Source organism: Cupriavidus sp. 01L415 (assembly GCF_056400065.1).
In genome coordinates this window covers 137,925-155,696 of record NZ_JBFTSP010000008.1, presented here as the reverse complement: position 1 = coordinate 155,696, position 17,772 = coordinate 137,925, and the positions used below count along the sequence as shown (strand labels likewise).

At 67.8% G+C, this 17,772-nt stretch carries 16 protein-coding genes; 9 read left to right on the top strand and 7 right to left on the bottom strand.

Annotation, left to right across the window (positions count from 1 at the left end; all coding sequences use genetic code 11):
• Nucleotides 1–25: 25 nt before the first annotated feature.
• The 5 genes from AC1DOX_RS15615 to AC1DOX_RS15595 form a co-directional block, all read right to left on the bottom strand.
• Complete coding sequence (locus AC1DOX_RS15615) at nucleotides 26–349, bottom strand: AzlD domain-containing protein (protein WP_441619155.1); 324 nt, start codon at nucleotides 347–349, stop codon at nucleotides 26–28.
• Nucleotides 346–1,146 (bottom strand): AzlC family ABC transporter permease, encoded by an 801-nt coding sequence (locus tag AC1DOX_RS15610; protein WP_092136684.1) that lies wholly within the window; start codon nucleotides 1,144–1,146, stop codon nucleotides 346–348. The genes AC1DOX_RS15615 and AC1DOX_RS15610 overlap by 4 nt, the downstream gene beginning before the upstream one ends.
• A gap of 341 nt (nucleotides 1,147–1,487) precedes the next feature.
• Nucleotides 1,488–2,807 (bottom strand): MFS transporter, encoded by a 1,320-nt coding sequence (locus AC1DOX_RS15605; protein ID WP_441619153.1) that lies wholly within the window; start codon nucleotides 2,805–2,807, stop codon nucleotides 1,488–1,490.
• A 15-nt stretch (nucleotides 2,808–2,822) separates the two neighbouring features.
• On the bottom strand, nucleotides 2,823–4,367 hold the full coding sequence (locus AC1DOX_RS15600) for an amidase (protein WP_477114043.1): 1,545 nt from the start codon (nucleotides 4,365–4,367) through the stop codon (nucleotides 2,823–2,825).
• Nucleotides 4,368–4,624: 257 nt separating this feature from the next.
• Nucleotides 4,625–7,543, bottom strand: coding sequence for a DEAD/DEAH box helicase (locus AC1DOX_RS15595; RefSeq protein ID WP_441619198.1), 2,919 nt, complete (start codon nucleotides 7,541–7,543; stop codon nucleotides 4,625–4,627).
• A 147-nt stretch (nucleotides 7,544–7,690) separates the two neighbouring features.
• On the opposite strand from AC1DOX_RS15595, the gene AC1DOX_RS15590 reads away from it, so the two are divergent.
• The 6 genes from AC1DOX_RS15590 (at nucleotide 7,691) to AC1DOX_RS15565 (ending at nucleotide 12,149) form a co-directional block, all read left to right on the top strand.
• Nucleotides 7,691–8,611 (top strand): branched-chain amino acid transaminase, encoded by a 921-nt coding sequence (locus tag AC1DOX_RS15590; protein ID WP_441619151.1) that lies wholly within the window; start codon nucleotides 7,691–7,693, stop codon nucleotides 8,609–8,611.
• A gap of 54 nt (nucleotides 8,612–8,665) precedes the next feature.
• Nucleotides 8,666–8,860 (top strand): zinc-finger domain-containing protein, encoded by a 195-nt coding sequence (locus AC1DOX_RS15585; RefSeq protein ID WP_092136082.1) that lies wholly within the window; start codon nucleotides 8,666–8,668, stop codon nucleotides 8,858–8,860.
• Nucleotides 8,861–9,005: 145 nt separating this feature from the next.
• A complete protein-coding gene (waaF, locus tag AC1DOX_RS15580) occupies nucleotides 9,006–10,028 on the top strand; it encodes a lipopolysaccharide heptosyltransferase II (protein WP_092136081.1) in 1,023 nt (340 codons plus the stop codon).
• A gap of 10 nt (nucleotides 10,029–10,038) precedes the next feature.
• Nucleotides 10,039–10,479 carry a YybH family protein gene (locus AC1DOX_RS15575; RefSeq protein WP_441619148.1) on the top strand — a complete coding sequence of 147 codons (441 nt, stop codon included), beginning with the start codon at nucleotides 10,039–10,041 and terminating at the stop codon, nucleotides 10,477–10,479.
• Between the two features lie 14 nt (nucleotides 10,480–10,493).
• A complete protein-coding gene (locus AC1DOX_RS15570; protein WP_441619146.1) occupies nucleotides 10,494–11,507 on the top strand; it encodes a YheT family hydrolase in 1,014 nt (337 codons plus the stop codon).
• 54 nt (nucleotides 11,508–11,561) lie between these two features.
• A complete protein-coding gene (locus tag AC1DOX_RS15565) occupies nucleotides 11,562–12,149 on the top strand; it encodes a DUF2946 family protein (RefSeq protein ID WP_441619144.1) in 588 nt (195 codons plus the stop codon).
• 32 nt (nucleotides 12,150–12,181) lie between these two features.
• Here the strand turns inward: AC1DOX_RS15565 and AC1DOX_RS15560 are convergent, their stop codons facing one another.
• Nucleotides 12,182–14,008, bottom strand: a complete 1,827-nt coding sequence (locus tag AC1DOX_RS15560; protein ID WP_441619142.1) for a beta-barrel assembly-enhancing protease — start codon at nucleotides 14,006–14,008, stop codon at nucleotides 12,182–12,184.
• 106 nt (nucleotides 14,009–14,114) lie between these two features.
• On the opposite strand from AC1DOX_RS15560, the gene moaC reads away from it, so the two are divergent.
• The 3 genes from moaC to AC1DOX_RS15545 all read left to right on the top strand — a co-directional run bounded on the left by moaC (nucleotide 14,115) and on the right by AC1DOX_RS15545 (nucleotide 15,858).
• Complete coding sequence (moaC, locus tag AC1DOX_RS15555; protein ID WP_441619140.1) at nucleotides 14,115–14,591, top strand: cyclic pyranopterin monophosphate synthase MoaC; 477 nt, start codon at nucleotides 14,115–14,117, stop codon at nucleotides 14,589–14,591.
• Nucleotides 14,592–14,888: 297 nt separating this feature from the next.
• On the top strand, nucleotides 14,889–15,320 hold the full coding sequence (locus tag AC1DOX_RS15550; protein WP_441619138.1) for a hypothetical protein: 432 nt from the start codon (nucleotides 14,889–14,891) through the stop codon (nucleotides 15,318–15,320).
• Nucleotides 15,321–15,336: 16 nt separating this feature from the next.
• Complete coding sequence (locus AC1DOX_RS15545) at nucleotides 15,337–15,858, top strand: hypothetical protein (RefSeq protein ID WP_441619136.1); 522 nt, start codon at nucleotides 15,337–15,339, stop codon at nucleotides 15,856–15,858.
• A gap of 45 nt (nucleotides 15,859–15,903) precedes the next feature.
• On the opposite strand, the gene AC1DOX_RS15540 is transcribed toward AC1DOX_RS15545, so the two are convergent.
• On the bottom strand, nucleotides 15,904–17,712 hold the full coding sequence (locus AC1DOX_RS15540; protein ID WP_441619134.1) for a PglL family O-oligosaccharyltransferase: 1,809 nt from the start codon (nucleotides 17,710–17,712) through the stop codon (nucleotides 15,904–15,906).
• Nucleotides 17,713–17,772: the final 60 nt, after the last annotated feature.

Sequence of the window (17,772 nt, the reverse complement as noted above, 5' to 3'; positions counted from 1 at the left end):
TGCCGACGTGCTCTCCGGGCTGGACTCAGCCCAGGAAACGCAGCGCGGTGTAGACCGCCATCCCCGCCAGGATCATGCCGACCATGCGGCGCGTGAGCAGGTAGAACACCGTGGCCGCGATACCCGCCATCAGCTTGTCGTTGACCGGGGAGAGCGTGAAATGCCCCTGCCAGGTCAGGAAGTCCGGCAGGATGATCGCCGCCAGCGCGGCGGCCGGCGCGTAGCGCAGCGCGCGCTGGATGCGGTCCGGCACCGTGACGCGCTCGCCCGCCATCAGGAACAGCGCGCGGCTGAAGATGGTCACCACGGCCATGCCGACGATGGCGATCCAGGTTTCGAGGTGGCTCATGCCCGGTCTCCCGTCTGCGGATGCGTGGCCTTGCGGGCGCGGATCGCGCGCAGCGTGGCGCGCGCGGCCAGCTCGTCGCTGGCCATGCCGGCGGCAATGGCCCCCACCACGGCCACCACCAGACTGAGCCGGTACGGCAGGTCGAAGCACAACAGCGCCAGCACCGCGGACACCACCACCGCCATCAGCGTCGAGCGCGAATTGATGGTGGCGATCATCACCGGGATCAGCGCCATCGTTCCCGCCAGGCCCAGGCCCCAGCTATCGGGGAAGAGGCTGGCCAGCACGATGCCGATGATCGACGACACCTGCCACGTCATGGCGTTGATCAGCGCCATGCCCCAGAAATAGCCTTCCTTGCCGGGCGCGTAGCCGGGCTCGGTGTAGCGCTGCATGAAGTAGACGAAGTGCAGGTCGCCGTTGAAGAACCCCAGCGCGGTGCGCCGCCATAGCGGCAGGTAGCTGAAGTGCGGCTGCAGCGCCGCGCTGAAGATCACGAAGCGCAGGTTGACCACGGCGGCGGTGAGCCACACGGTCCAGATCGGCAGCCCGGCGGCGAACAGCGGCAGCACCGCCAGTTGCGCGGAGCCCGCATAGACCAGCAGCGACATGCCGATGGCCTCCGGCACGGTCAGCGCCGATTTGCTCATGGCCACCCCGGTGACCAGCCCCCACGAAAACACGGCGGGCAGGGAAGGCGCGAAAAAGCGCGCGCCGGCGAGAAAGCTGTTGCGCTCCACCTCGGCAAAGCGATGCCAGAGGCGCAACCACACCGGGGACGACTGTCGGGGAGTCATGTCGAAGAACAAAAAACGCTGAATGAGGGGGCAAGGCTACGGCGGCGCCACGTTTGTACGGTTCGCGTGTGTATCGAACGTATCGTGCGTATCGTGCAAAAGGGCCAGGCCGTCGGGGGGCACCTTCGGCCGCGCGGGCGCGCGTCCGAAGGCAAAGCAGCCATTATAGGCGTGGGAGGGTCGCTGGTAAGCGACGACTTAAAAGTGTTGTTTCGCGGTAAATCGACTCATGAATCGGCACACGGATCGACCCACTGATCGGCACATCAACGCCGCCTGAGGGCGATTGACTCGACGGAAAGCCGGAACGCCCACGCAGGGCGTCCGCGCGGGAACCCTCCTCAGGCCGGACGCCCCGTCGGCGTCAGGGTGGCCGGCTCCGCCGTCACTTCCGGCACCTTGTGTTCGTCGCCGCCGCCAGCCTCGCCCAGGTCGATGCCCGAGGTCTCCGGCAGCAACGCGGCCGACACCATCACCACGGCGTAGCCGACCCCTGCCACCATCGCGATGGCCAGCGCCAGCGACGTCCGCCCGCTGTTGAGCCAGCCCACCGCCAGCGGGAAGAACGACCCGATCACCCGGCCCAGGTTGTACGACACGCCGTAGCCCGTGGCGCGGACGCTGCTCGGGTAGGACTCCGAGATCGTGGCGCCGATCCCCGCGAACACGCCCTGCATCAGCACGCCCAGCGGAAAGCCCAGGAACAGCATCGACGTGTTGGACACCGGGATCACCATGTAGACCATCGCCATGACGAAGGCGCCCGCCGCGAACACGATGTACGTCAGGCGGCGCCCCCAGCGGTCCGTCGCGTAGGCACCGGCCACGTAGCCGACCAGCGAACCGAGGATCGTCACGGCCAGGTAGGAACTCGTGCCAAACACCGACAGGCCGCGTTCGGTCTTGAGAAAGGTCGGCAACCAGGTGGCAATCGCGTAGTAGGCGCCCAGCATCCCGCCCGACAGCAGGCTGCACAGCACGGTCTTGCGCAGCAGCGGGCGGCGGAACACGCGCGCGAGATCGGCGCCGGGCGAGACCTTGCCACGCTCGGCCCGGCTCTTCAGGAACACCTCCGGCTCCTGCAGGTTGCGGCGCAGGTAGACCACCGCCAGCGCCGGCAGGATGCCCAGGAAGAAGCAGACGCGCCACGCCACCTCCGGCTCGAACAGGTTGAACGTGATCGCGTACGCGATGGCCGCGCCGCCCCAGCCGAACGAATAGCTGCTGGCGGTAAAGCCCGAGTACTTGCCGCGATGCGCCGGATTGCGGATCAGCTCCGTCACCAGCACCATGCACAGCGACGACTCGCCGCCAAACCCGAGCCCCTGCAGCATCCGGAACGCCATCAGCTGCTCCGGCGAATTGGCCATGCCGCACAGGAAGCACGACACCGCGAACACCAGAATCGTCCAGCGCAGCACACGCACGCGGCCGAAGCGGTCGGCCAGCAGCCCGGCGCCGATCGCGCCCACCAGAGACGACACCAGCGTCCACGTGACGATGGCGCCGGCCATCGACTTGCTCATGCCCCATTGCGCCAGCAACGTGGAAATGAGGAACGAATAGATCATGAAGTCGAACACGTCGACCGCATGGCCGAGGAACGCTCCATAGAACCCCTTGCGCTCGGCGCGCGACAGCTCCCTGAACCAGCTCAGCATGATCCCCTCCTCCTGTCAGACGTCGTGATGGTGATTGGTCGTGGGCGGCGTGCCAGGTGCGCCCTTTGACGGGCGGCCCGGTCGGTGACGCAGCGGCTCACCCGGCGGCTGAAACGCGTAGCCGGCGTCTTCCAGCCGTTGCGCGAAGCCGAGCGAGGTCAGGTCGCCGTGGCGGCGCGCGACGATCTGCACGCCAACCGGCAGGCCGTCGCACGCGGGGCCGATCGGGGCCACCGTCGATGGCAGTCCGCACAGGCCGGAATGGCCGGCCCAGAACAACTGCGACGTCAGCGGCCACGGGCGTCCGTTGACCTGCAACGTGCGCTGCCAGGGCTCGCCGGTTTCGTCGATCGGGAACGCCGTCGTTGTGGCGGCCGGGCACAGCAGCACGTCGTAATCGGCAAAGAAGCGCTGCCACGCTCGCGCGAACTGTTCGCGGGCCGTTTGCAGGCGCAGCCAGTCGCGGTGCGTGAGCACGGCACCTTCGAACTGGAGCGACGCGTAGTCGTCACTGCCGCCACTCGCTTGCGCACGCGACAGGGCGTCGGCGAACGCGGCGTCATCCATGTGGAGCGATGTCGTCGCGCGCAGCAGCAGCACGTAGACGCGCCACAGCGCCGCGGGATCGAAGTCGGGGCGCACGCTCCAGCTGACCTGCGCACCCTGCGCCTCGAGCCAGTGCCCCAGCCGTTCGATCTCGCCGCTCACGGCCGCGTCGGCCTCCGCCAGCGGGTGGGTCGGCAGCACCGCCACGCGGAAGTCGGACAGGCGCGCGGGACCGCACGGCGGCAGATCGAGCCGCCATGCCGACGCCTCGTCGCCAACCGGCCCCGCAATGGCGCGCAGCACCAGCTCCAGGTCATGCGCGCTGCGCGCCACCGGCCCCGCCACATTGATGTCCTGCGCGACAAACCCGGCCTCGGCATTGCCATGCCCGCGCAGCGGCACCAGCCCGTGGCTGCTCTTGTGCGAGAAGACGCCGCAGTAGTGCGCGGGATTGCGCAGCGACGAGCCGATGTCCGAGCCGATGTCGAAGAAACTCATGCCGGCGCAGACCGCCGCCGCGCTCCCGCCCGACGATCCGCCCGGGGTACGGGCGAGGTCGCGCGGATTGCGCGTGGTGCCGTAGATCGCGTTGTAGCTCTGCCAGTCGCGCAGGCCGAGTGGCACGTTGGTCTTGTCGAGCAGCACGGCGCCTTGCGCGCGCAGCCGCGCCACGACCACGGCATCGGCCGCCGCCCGATGGTCACGCCGCGCGGGACTGCCGCACGTGGTGGGCCAGCCGGCCACATCGAACGACTCCTTGACCGAGAACGGGATGCCATCGAGCGCGCCACGTGCGCATCCGGAGAGGCGGCGCTGGTCGCTCTGCCGCGCCGCCTCGCGCGCGGCCTCGAAGTCGGCCAGCACCATCGCATTGATCTCGCCGTTATGCGCGGACCAGGCGGTCTGGCAGGCATCGACCAGCGCCATGGCGGTGGTTTCGCCGCGGGCGAGTTGCCCGGCGGCTTGCCAGAGCAGCAAAAAGGGCGCCTCCGGCCGAGGAGTGTCGGCCGGCATGAGGTCGGGCAGGGTCACAGTCGCTCCGTATTGTCGTGGGCCGGCAGTTGGCTCGGGCCGGCCTGTGGGGGGCTATCGGGAAGCAGTATTCGGTATACTATATTCACAAATCCGCGAAGTACAAGGCAGCATTTGTGCCAGCTTGAATGCACTGCAACAAGGCAAAATTAGGGAAAGTGCTGCTTTCAGGCGGCCCGAGCGCGGCAGTGCGCACCATCTGCGGGACGCATTTGGTATACCGTTTGGTGCAACACCGCTCAGCGGCGCAGCAAACCCACGAGTTCGTCGATATCCGGCAGCGGCACGTCGCGGCCAGTCACCTCGCCGTCCGTGGCGTCCAGCACGCCATCAGCCAGCGCGCGCTTGCCCTGATGGAGCTCGACGATCCGCTCCTCGATCGTTCCGGCCGCGATCAATCGGTAGACCGTGACCGGGCGCTGCTGGCCGATCCGGTGCGCACGGCCCATCGCCTGATCCTCGGCGGCGGGATTCCACCACGGGTCGGCGATCACGATGTAGTCGGCGGCGGTCAGGTTCAGGCCGAAACCGCCGGCCTTGAGGCTGATCAGGAAGACATCGCCCTCCCCCGCCTGGAACGCCGCCACGCGACGCGTGCGTTCGCCGGCCGGCGTGGCGCCGTCCAGGTATTGATATGTCAGGCCGGTATCGTCCAGCGCCTGCCGCAGCAATCGCAGGAAATCGACAAACTGGCTGAAGACCAGCGTCTTGTGACCATTGGCCGCCAGCGTGGCGGCCAGCTCGGCGAACGCGCGGACCTTGGCCCCGGGCTGGCCGACTTCCGGCGTGACCAGGCGCGGATCGCAGGCCGCGCGACGCATGCGCATCAGTTGGGCCAGCACATGGATGCGCGCCTCGGGCTCCACCGGCTTCGGGCGCCCCTTCTTGCCCCGGGCCGGCCGCAGCAGGGCGCGTTCGGCCTCGGACAGCGCCTGGCGGCGCAGCGCTTCGTAGTGCGCGGCCTCCGTGGGTTCCGGTTCCACGCGGATGACCAGCTCGGTGCGCGGCGGCAGCTCGTCCAGCACCTGCGCCTTGGTCCGGCGCAGCACGAAGGGCGCGATCATGCGCCGCAGCCGCAGGCGCGGGTCCCGCGCGCCGTTGCGCTCGATCGGGTTCGCGAAATGCTCGTTGAAGCGGACCAGCGACCCGAGCAGCCCCGGATTGCAGAAGCGCATCACGGCCCAGAGTTCGGCCAGCCGGTTTTCCACCGGCGTGCCCGACAGCGCCAGCCGGCCATCGGCCTGCAGCGCGAACATCGCCTGGGCACGCCGTGACGACGGATTCTTGAACGACTGCGCCTCGTCAGCGACCACGGTATGCCAGTGCCGGCCGCAGAAATCCTTGCGCGCCTGTTGCAGCAGGTTGTACGACACGATGACCAGATCGTGCGCGCCCGCCTGCCCGACGATGGCCTCGCGGTCCCCCTCGGCATAGACATGCACGCGCAGCGATGGCGCGAAGCGACGGGCCTCGGCCGCCCAGTTGCCGCAGACGGAAGTCGGGGCGACCACCAGCGCGGCCCCGCCCGCCGCGCGCGCCAGCATCACGGCCAGCGACTGCAGCGTCTTGCCGAGCCCCATGTCATCGGCCAGGCAGGCGCCGAAGCCGGCCTCGACCAGCGCCATCATCCAGCGGTAGCCCTCTTCCTGATACGGGCGAAGATCGGCCGCCAGCGTGGCCGGAACCGCAGCATCGACGTCGCGCGCGGCACGCAGGCGCGCCACGCGCGTGCGGAAGTGCGCATCGGGATCGACACCCACGCCGGCCAGCACGTCGTCCAGCCACGGCGCAGCCACCAGCGGCACGCGGATGCCGTCGCGCAGACCGTCTCCCACGCCGGCCAGGTCACGCAGCCGCCCGCGCAACTGGCGCGTCAGCGCCACGTAGACGCCCTGCCCCATCGGCATGAAGCGGCCGGCGTGCCCGTGCGCCCATGCCACGAGCTTTTCCAGCGACATCACCAGCCCCTCGGCCACGCGCAGTTCGCCGACGAGCTTGAACCACTCGCTGCCCGTCTCCACGCTGACGGCCAGTTGCGGGATATCGGCTGCAATCAGGCGGATCTCGCGGCCGCGCGGCCATTCGAGGTCGATCACACCGGCGAGCCCGGGCAGCACCTCCACGGCCGTCAGCGCGTCTTCGGGATCGTCGAGCGTCCATGTGTATTCGCCGCTGGCCGGTGCCTGCTCCACGAGGAACGGCAGGGCCTGGAACACCTCGGCCATGTGAGCCAGCTCAGCGTCGACATCGCGATGCGTGACGAGGGTCTCGCCGCCGACCGTCGCCATCAACCGGGCCCGGCCGCTGCCCGGCGCCAGACGGGGACCGAGCGGCCCCAGCGGCGTGACCACCAGCCGCAGGCTGATGCCGCGACCGACCGGCGCCACCTCGGCGCGCAACCGGCCCTCGGGCGCGCGCTCACGCGCTTCGCCCGATGCATCGGCATGGATCTGGAAATGGCCGGCAAGCGCCCGCAGCGTGCTGTCCAGTCTGGCCTGGGCATTGGCCGGCACGGCCAGCCCGTCGGCGATCAGGCGCGCGGCGCCCTGCTGGGCCGGCGTGAAGCGGATCACCCGCAGGCGGCGCGGGCCGTCCTGCAGGACGGAAATCTGGCGCAGTGCCTCGGCTTCCAGCCGGGCAGCGGCGGGCAGGAAGTCCTCCATCGCCGGCGCCTCGCGCAGCGGCGGCACGATGCGCAACACGTAGCGGTCCCCTTCGCGCACGGCTTCCAGCGTCGGCGCCGCCTCCACCACCTCCATCGGAACCGTGGGTGCATGGGACAGGACCACGCCCGGATGGCCGACCAGCGCCATCACGGCGGCGGCACGATCGATCACGTGGCGGCGATTGCGCGACTGGTCGCGGCGGATGGCGCGCGCCACGCGGGCATCCCACGGCGCCAGCGTGTCGTCGTCGGCCACACGCGCCAGCGGCAGCGGACGCGGCTTGCTCCAGCCGCGCGGGCCGTGGGTCTGCTCCATCGCCTCGACCGTCCCGACCACGCCGTCCGCGTCGATCGTCAGCGCCCAGAGCAGACGCCGGCCATCGACAGCGCCCGTGGCCTCGCCGCCGGCAAGCGCCGCCAGCGCGCCTAGCGCGTCCTGCCAGCGGTCGTCGTCGGGAACATCCCCGTCTTCAGCGGGGTGGATTGCGGGCACGGGCGAGAGATTGAAGTCGAAGGGTGGGTCGGAGGTGCGATTGTAGAACGCGGCGGCGCCCAAGCCACCCGCCGCGCGTTGGCACGTCAGGGCGCGCGGCTTACAATGGCGTCTTTGCGACTTTTCTTGGTGCACAGGGAGACAACCATGTCGATGGCGGATCGCGACGGCAAGATCTGGATGGACGGCAAGCTCATTGAGTGGCGCGATGCCAAGATTCACGTACTGACGCACACCCTGCACTACGGCATGGGCGTATTCGAAGGTGTGCGCGCCTACAAGACGCCGGACGGCACCGCGATTTTCCGCCTGAAAGAGCACACGCGCCGCCTGTTCAATTCGGCCAAGATCTTCCAGATGGCCATGCCGTTCGATGAAGCCACGCTCGAGGCCGCCCAGCGCGAAGTCGTGCGGGCCAACAACCTCGAATCGTGCTACATCCGCCCGCTGGTGTGGATCGGCTCGGAAAAGCTCGGCGTTTCCGCCCGGGGCAACACGATCCACGTGGCCATCGCCGCCTGGCCGTGGGGCGCCTACCTGGGCGAGGAAGGCATGGAACGCGGCATCCGTGTGAAGACGTCGTCGTTCACGCGCCACCATGTCAACGTGTCGCTGGTGCGTGCCAAGGCCAGCGGCTACTACATCAACTCGATCCTGGCCAACCAGGAGGCCACCGGCCTCGGCTACGACGAAGCGCTGCTGCTGGACACCGACGGCTACGTGAGCGAAGGCTCCGGCGAGAACGTGTTCATCGTGCGCAATGGCGTGATCTACACGCCAGACCTGGCCTCGTGCCTGGACGGCATCACGCGCGACGCCACGCTGACGATCGCCCGCGACCTCGGCATCGAGGTGCGCGAAAAGCGCATCACGCGCGACGAGATGTACTGCGCCGACGAAGCGTTCTTCACCGGCACCGCCGCCGAAGTGACCCCGATCCGCGAGCTGGACGACCGCGTGATTGGCGAAGGCCGCCGTGGCCCGATCACCAAGCGCATCCAGGACACGTTCTTTGCCGCCGTGGGCGGCACGGACGAGAAGTACAAGAAATGGCTGACGCCGGTCTGAGCGACGGCGCCATCCCGCATTACCCATAAATCACCCGCAAGACAACGCAACACCATGACCCAAACCGCATCCGTCGTCGAAATCGGCGCAGAAGACATTCCGCTGCATTGCCCCACGGGCAACACGCCCGCCTGGAACTACCACCCCCGCGTCTTCCTGGACGTCGTGGACACCGGCGAGGTCAAGTGCCCATACTGCGGCACCGTGTACAAGCTCAAGCCGGGCACCGTGCTCAAGGGTCACCACTGACACACCCGGCCCAAGCCACTTTCCGTCGGATCATCAAGACGCCCCGGGCCGCCCCGCGCCCCGGGGCGTTGGCATACGCGGCGTCCGCCTGTGACGCCGGCCCCGCTCCGGGCACCGTACTACAGGGCCACGCAACACCCACAATATGAAAAAAGCCCTCGTCATCGCCCCCAACTGGATCGGCGACGCCCTGATGGCGCAGCCGCTGTTCGCGCTGCTCAAGGCTCGCAACCCTCGACTGGTCATCGACGCCCTGGCGCCCAAGTGGGTCGCCCCGGTGCTGGCGCGCATGCCGGAAATCAGCACTGTGTTCCCGAGCGAGCTCGCGCACGGCAAGCTGCAACTGTCCGCCCGGCTGTTGTTCGCGCAACAGCTCAAGCATGAAGGCTACGACGTGGCCTACGTGCTGCCGAATTCGCTGAAATCGTCGCTGATTCCGTTCCTCGCTGGCATTCCGCTGCGCGTCGGCTATCGCGGCGAAGCGCGCTTCGGCATGCTCAATGTGCGCCACGCCAATCCGCCGCGCGACAAGCGCCCGCCGATGGTGGAGCACTACGCCCGGCTGGCGGTGAAGCCGGGTGGCAGGCTGCCGGAGTCGATCCCCGACCCGAAGCTCAAGACCGATCCGGTACGCATGGCCGCCACCGCGGAACGCTTCGGCATCCCGCCGCAGACGCGCGTGATCGCGTTTTGCCCGGGCGCCGAATTCGGCCCGGCCAAGCGCTGGCCCGCTGCGCACTTTGCCGAACTGGCGCAAATGCTGCGGCGTTCGTTCCCCTACGCACAGATCATCGCGCTGGGGTCGGGCAAGGATGCCGAGATCGCCGACGAGATCGTCAAGGGGGCACCGTTCGTGCGCAACCTGTGCGGCCAGACCTCGCTGGACGACGCCGTGGACCTGCTGGCGCTGTCCGAGGCCGCGGTCTGCAACGATTCCGGCCTGATGCACGTGACCGCCGCGCTGAACCGGCCCCAGGTGGCCGTCTTCGGTTCGAGTGATCCCCGCCACACGCCCCCGCTGTCACAGGCAGCGAGTATCATGTGGCTGCAACTCGAGTGCAGTCCCTGCTTCAAGCGGGAGTGCCCGCTCGGCCACCTGCGCTGCCTGAAGGAAATCGAACCCGAAATGGTGTTCGTCGAGTTGCGCCAGCTTCTGCACCGTCCCTGACCACGCCAACATGCCTCGTTTCGCCCGCCTGTTCGATTCCGCCGAAGACATCGTCGATGCCTTCCGTGAAGCCATGAAGTTGCGTGACGCCGACGGCGCGCTGCGGCTGTGGCTGGACGAAGACTCGGTCACCTGCGTGATGCCTGACGGCCAGCGCCTGATCGGACACGAGCACCTGCGCCAGGCCTTTGCGCAACTGCTGGAAGAGCAGCCGGTGCTGATCGACGCCATCGAGACCAGCAGCCACGCCACGCTTGGCGTGTCGATCTTCGACGTCACCGAGGCCCTGCGCTTTGGCGACGATCGCGTGGAAGCCGATCTCTACGTGCACACCACCTACGTGCTGATGCAGAACCACGAGGGCTGGCGCCTTGCCCACATCCACTGCAGCCCGGCCAACGCGGTGCAGGTGGCCGCCGTGGCCGCCGCACCGGGCCAGGCGCTGCACTGACTGGCCGCACCGCCATGCTGTTCGGCGAGGCCTTCCACACCCCGTGGTGGCTGCGCGGCGGCCATGCGCAAACCATCCTTGCCGCACGCTTCACGCGATACCGCCGCGTCACCTTCCGGCGGGAACGCTGGGATACGCCGGACGGCGATTTCATCGACCTGGACTGGACCACGCACCCGGTTGCGCCCGGCGCACCGCTGGTCATCATGTTCCACGGCCTGGAAGGCGACTCCCGCAGCCACTACGCGCAGACGCTGATGCACGCGTTGCGCGAGCGCGGCTGGCAAGGCGTGATTCCACATTTCCGTGGCTGCTCGGGCGAACTGAACCGCGCGCCGCGCTTCTATCATTCAGGCGATTCGGCCGAGATCCGCTGGGTGCTGGAGCGCCTGCGCAAGCAGGTCCACGCCGCGGAACCGGATCGGCATATGCTGGCGGTAGGCATCTCGCTGGGTGGCAATGCGCTGCTGCGCTACCTGGGCGAGGAAGGCCGCGGTGCGGGCTTCCTGTCCGCCGCGGCAGCGATCTCCGCCCCGGTGGACCTGGCTGCCGGTGGCGCGGCGCTATCGAGCGGTTTCAACCTGATCTATACGCGGATGTTCCTGCAGACGCTCAAGCGCAAGTCGCTGGCCAAGCTGGATCAGTTTCCGAACCTGTTCGACCGCGCCACGATGCTGGCCAGCCGCGACCTGTACGCATTCGACAACGTCGTGACCGCACCGCTGCATGGCTTTCGCGATACCGACGACTACTGGGCCCGCGCGGCCAGCAAACCCATCCTCGGCGAAATCCGCATTCCCACGCTGGTGCTGAACGCGCGCAACGACCCGTTCCTGCCGGAACATCACCTGCCGGGCCCCGCCGACGTCAGTACGGACGTGTTGCTGGAGCAGCCCGAACACGGCGGCCACGTCGGCTTCATGACGCCGCGCGGCGGCATGCTGGGGCAGATGCCGCTGCTGCCGGTGGCGGGCCACATCGAATGGCTGCCCGCGCGCATCCTCGATTTCTTCGACAGCGTGGGCTGACCCCGCGCGCGGCATAAAGCGCGGGATGCCGCGTGACGGAAGGAGACAACGACCATGGACGAGATCGTCAAGCAAGCGATGGCCCGCTGGCCCAACGTGCCCAACTGCTACGGCTGGCTGGCATTGGACCGGCGCGGGCAATGGCGCATGCGCAATGAATTCGCGCAGCAGCATGGCCTGTCCGGCGACCCGATCCGGCATGACGCCCTGGTCGGTTTTATCGAGCGCAACTATGTGCAGGATGCGCGCGGCGGATGGTTCTTCCAGAACGGGCCGCAACGCGTGTTCGTCTCGCTGGCCTATGCGCCATGGATCGTGCGGTTGCACGAGGGGCGGCTGACCACCACCACGCAACGGCCGTTCGCGCTGGAGGCCTGCCATGCCGACGAGCACGGCAACGTGGTGCTGGCGGGCAAGGTTGAGGGCCTGAGCGGCGATGCGGCACGGACGCAGGCCGCGCTGCTGCACGACCATGATCTCGATGCCTTCAGCAGCGCCTGCACATGGCACGGCGAGGCATGCGGCGCCGTGCTCGGCGTGTTCCATCACGCAGGGCGCGACATCGATATCGAACCGATCGTGGAAGACGAGGTGCCGAAGCGTTTCGGCTTTGTCCGGATGCCGGAGCCCGAACCGGGCTGATCCCCGCTGGCGTGCCCCGGGGACATGCCAGCCTAGTTCGGCATCCCCTTGTTGTCCTGCCGCTCCTCGCGGTACTGCAGCTGCAACTGGTGCAGCCGCGCATCGACCTCGGACAACGTATAGAAGTCGCCATCGCCGGCCTTGCGGGCGATCTGCAGTTGCTCGATGGCGGCCTGGTACGAGCCATCCATCGCATATTTCTCAGCCAGCGCCTGGTGTTGCTTCAGGCGCTTGCCCTGCGCCGCATACGCGCGCGCCAGCAAATCCCACCATTCACTGCGCGCGGTTTCCTCGCGCGTCCGGGAACGCAGGAAGGTGACGGCGTCGTCGAGCTTGCCCGCCGCCACCAGCGAATCGGCATAGGTCAGCGCCACGGCGTGCGACAGCGGAAACGCGCGCAGCGATGCCGTGGCCTGGGCCAGCGCATCCTGCGGGCGGCCTTCGGCGCGCGCCAGCTCGATCGCCATGACGTCGAGCATCGGGCTGCCCGACGACGCGCCAGGAATATTGCCGTAGAGGCGGCGCGCCTCCGCCAGCGCCTGGTCGGCCGCCGGGTAACGGCCCAGCCGCTGGTTGGCGAACGCGATGCCGTAGTACACCGCCGGCAGGCGCATGGCCGGCGCCCCGTTCAACTGGGCCTGGAGGGCCGCCAGCGCATCGCGTTGATCGTTTGGCGTGGTCGCCTGGATGACCCGCGCCCGCACCCGGGCAAATTCATATTCGGGTGTGTTGGCGACCTTGCGCGCCATCACGTGACGCACACGGTCCTGCATGTCTGCGATTCGCTCCGACGTCAGCGGGTGCGTCCGCACGTAGGTCGGCACCGAGTTGTCCGAGATACCCGTCACGCGCTGCAGGCGCGAGAAGAAATCGGGCATGCCCTGCGGATCAAACCCGGCCGCCGTCATGATCTGGAAGCCGACGCGGTCCGCCTCGCGTTCCGCGCCGCGCGAAAACGACAACTGGTTGGCCGCCGCCGCGCCCTGCCCGCCCATCGCCAGCGCCGCCGCGGCATCGCCGCTCTTGGTCGCGGCCAGTCCGGCCAGCACCATCGAGGCCAGCGCGATCCACATCGACTGGTCCTGATTGGTGATGCCGCGCGCGATGTGACGCTGCATCACGTGGCCGATTTCATGGCCGAGCACCGAGGCCAGTTCTGATTCGGTGTCGGACTGGACCAGCAGGCCGGTATGCACACCGATATAGCCGCCGGGCAGCGCGAATGCGTTGATCGACCGGTCGCGCACGCCGAATAGTTCGAAACCGGTGGCAAAGGTGCCCGAGCCGTTGGAACCCGAAATGTTCTGCTTGCGAGCCGCCTGCACCAGGCGATAGCCCAGCATATTGAGATAGTCGTTCAGCAACGCATCGGACACGAAATCCGGATCGCGCCGGATATCGCGCATGATGCGGTCGCCCAGGCGCTTTTCCATGTCCGGCGACAACGCCGCGGTGGACGGGTCGCCGAGATCCGGCAACTGGACGCCGCCGCCTTCCACCACCGCATTGTTGGTGCGCAAGCCAAATTCGGACTTCTGGCCAGCCTTCACGCTACGGTTGAGGTTGTCGTAGACCTGGTCGCTGGCGTCACCGGACAGCGTCGGGACCGGTGCCGCGCCGAGTGCCGGGCTGGAGATGGCGGTCGGCGTCGCGCTGGATGTCGGGCTGGATGTCGGGCTGGCGGATTTCAGCCGCGCGGGCGGCACGCCCTGCGGCCAGGCCGGTGCTGCCAACGTCAGCACGAGCACGGCCGCCAGCAGCCGCGCGCAATGTGACGCTCGGACGGCGGGAATTCCGGGATCGGTATCGCGGGCACTTGCCGGATCGGGCAGGCGGCGAGGCCATGATGTCTTGGGCATATTGCTATGATAGCGGCCTCCGGAACAGCTTCCCATCGGGCGCGCCCCGGCCCCTGCCGGCCAACGCGATTTCGCAACTCCGAACGCCCATCAGCCGCAAATTGCCATGAGCCAGTTCACCCACTTCGACAACGCCGGACAAGCCCACATGGTGGATGTCGGCAACAAGGCCAGCACCCACCGCGTGGCGGTAGCCACGGGCACGATCACGATGCAGCCCGCCACCTTCGCGCTGGTCCGTGACGGCAACGCCAAGAAAGGCGATGTACTCGGCATTGCCCGCGTGGCCGCCATCATGGCCACCAAGCGCACATCCGACCTGATCCCGCTCTGCCACCCAATCGGCCTGACCAAGGTGGCCGTCGACTTCACGCTGGACGCACCGAGCTCCACCATCGCCTGCGTGGTCCGCACCGAGACCCACGGCCAGACCGGCGTGGAAATGGAGGCGCTGACCGGCGTACAGGTCGCCCTGCTGACCATCTACGACATGTGCAAGGCGGTAGATCGGGGGATGGTGATGGGGAATGTGAAGCTGCTGGAAAAGCATGGGGGGAAGTCGGGGGATTGGGTGGCGGAGTAATAGCTGGCCCGAGGCCAGGTAAGCGGGCCAGATAAGCGAATCCTCACCCGGCGTTACCGCCCGCGACACAGAAGCGCCCCCGCCTTGTCCCGCCCGTAATAAAGGTAACGCCACATTTCCAAGTCCCCCGCGCCGGCGCCGCTTGCGGCAAATTGGTATTGAATACCAGTCAAGGCCGCACGCGGTGCACGGGTTCGCCGCGCGAGCCGTTAATCCAGACGGGTTCGGTAACAGGATGCCAGCGCGACGTTTCACGTGACGCGTCCGGCATGTAGGCAGTAACTTGGGGTACACATCATGAACGGGCGCAAGCTCTGCCAGATCGCCCTGGCATTCACCGCGCTGGCCGCGACCGTCGCCAGCACATCCGCGTTGGCAGGCGGCCACGGCGGCTACTATCACTCGCGGGCCCGTGTGGGCGTGGGCGTCTATGTCGGTCCCGGCTGGGGCTGGGGCCCCGGTTGGGGTCCGGGGTGGGGCTACCCATATGGCTACGGCCCCTACTACCCCGGCTATCCCGGCTACTATCCGGCGCCGGCGGTGGTTAGCGTGCCGTCCGATCCGCCGCAGTACATCGAGCAAGGTTCGGATGGCAATCCAGCCATGACGGACGGTTCCTCGCCCAATGCCTGGTGGTATCACTGCGACCGTCCAGAGGGCTACTACCCATATGTCAAGAACTGCCCGGGCGGCTGGCAACGCGTGCCGGCGCAGCCGCCGTCGTCGTGATGCAGGAGCAGACGCCATGAAGTTCCGATCCCTACCCCTCCTGCTGACCTGCGCCACCCTGGGCGCCTGCGCCGTGATGCCGTCCGGCCCCAGCGTGATGGTGCTGCCGGGCACCAACAAGACCTTCGACCAGTTTCGTGGCGACGACTACAACTGCCGCCAGTTCGCGTTCGGCCAGGTGGGCGGCGTGAGCGCCCAGCAGGCTTCCAACGCGTCCGCGGTGGGTAGCGCGGCCGTCGGCACGGCCCTCGGCGCGGCCGCAGGCGCGGCATTCGATGGCGGTGCGGGCGCGGCAGTCGGTGCGGGCGTCGGCCTGCTGACCGGTGCGGCCGTCGGCGCGGGCAATTCGTATAACGCAGGCTACGGTACGCAACGGCAGTACGACGCCGCGTACATCCAATGCATGTATGCCAGCGGCAACCGCGTGCCCGTCTATGGGCAGATGACATCGTCGCCGCCGCGCTCCTCCGCCTCGGCGCCGCCGTCCAACTATCAGCCTTACTACCCACCGCCCCCGCCGCCGGGATACGTGCGCTGAGGGTAGCGCTGAGGTAGCGATGATCGTGGGCTAGCGCAGGGGGACTTAGCTGTGCCCCCGTCGCGCGCGCATGCGGACCCATGCGCAGAACTCGTGCGGACGAATGTCCGGCTCGACTTCATCGCAATCGCGGTCCAGCGCGTTGAACTGCGCCACTTCGTCACCCTGATAGTAGTAACGCAGGCGCTCCATCCACAGCCGCGCGCGGGCGGGCTCATCCGTCAGCGCCAGCAGCCATGCGGTGCGACGGATCAGGTTCGGCGTCGGCAGCAGGTGCAGTGCGGCGATATGCTCCGGCAGCAGGCCGGCGGCATTGTCGGGCGTGATGACGGCGCGCTCGGTGACGTCCGACGCGGCATGCTGGCGGAACCAGTGTTCCGGTAGCGGCAGGCTGTCGCGACGTTCGTCGCTCGCGTATTCGCGCGCCTCCACCCGGCGGTAGTCTTGCCAAAGTGTGACCAGCACGAATCCGGAAAGGACGACGAACGCGGTACCCACCGCCACCGACAACGTCTTCGGCCATCGCACCTTGCCAAAGCCCGCCGGTTCCAGCCATGCCAGCAGGAAACAGAACGGCAGGAAGAAATACAGGTAGTGCAGCGGGTACTCAAGCATCGAGTGGGCGCCGATCATCGCCAGCCAGACCAGCACGAGCACTGTTTGCGCGCGATCCGCATGGGTGGCATGCCAGAGTCGCGCACGGGCGACGCGCCAGAACCACCCTGCCAGCACCAGCGCGACACCCCCTGCCCCCACTACGCCAGTCTTGGCCAGCAGATCGAGGATGGCGTTGTGTGAGTGGAGCGACATCTCCGTCGTCACGCGCAGTTGCGACATCTGCTGGAACTGGGCCCAGCCAAATTCTCCATAGCCGACGCCGAGCAAGGGATGCGTGCGGAACATCGCCAGCGCATGGGCCCAGAGCGCGCCGCGCGCCGAGACCTGATCACCCGCCTTCAGTTGCGCGACGGTATCGAACAAATGCCAATCGAAGGCCTGCCCGGCAGCCTTGATCGCCGGCTGGAGGAAGACGATACCGACCACCATCACCACTGCCGCTACGATCAGCGCGGGCGCGCGCTGCATCGTGCTGTGCATCGACCTGGCGCCGCGTGACGCATTCCGAGCCATGAAGGCAGCGATCAACGTATAGATCGCTGCCAATCCAACATGGACCAGTCCCGTGCGCGAGCCCGACAGCACGATGCCCGACTCCAGCAGTAACGCGGCGGTCAGCCATGCCGGAAATCGCAGCCGGCCGCGCGACGCCAGCCAGACGCTGGCCGCCAGCGCCAGCCCTTGCACCGTTGCCTGATGGTTGGGCTGATTCAAATTGCCCCAGAGCCGCCGGTTGTCGTCGTAGAAGTAGGCTGACACCAACCCGAACGCTTGGTCTTCCATGTGGAAAACCTGGATCCATTGCGCGAGCGTGCCCAACAGGCCGGCGACGACGAAGGCAATCGCCAGGGCGTCGACAACATCGACGCGCTCATCGGTGGAGAGACCCTGCCCGGTCCGCCATGCGGCGAACATCATGGCGGCGCCGAGGGCCAGGACGATCTGGGTGGTAAAGCGGCTGCCGGAGACGTCTTCCATGCCGGTGGCCGCCTGCAGGATCGTCGTGGCAATCAGCCACAACGGCAGGAGCGCGATCCACGGGAGGAAGCGTGAGCTATCGGATGGTGGCGCGGATCGGTGGAAAGCGAGGAGAAGGACAAGCGCCGCGCCGAGCATACCAGCAGTCCATTCGCCATAGAAGGTGGCGAGGGGAAGCGTGTGCTTCGAGACCAGCAGCGGGAGAGTGAAGGCTACGACAATCGCCGTCGCCGGGAGCGAGACCCTGGATGGCGGCATGCACGCAGGAAGTGGGACAAAGGCGCCATCATAGCGTGGAGCACATGCAAAGAAAAAGGC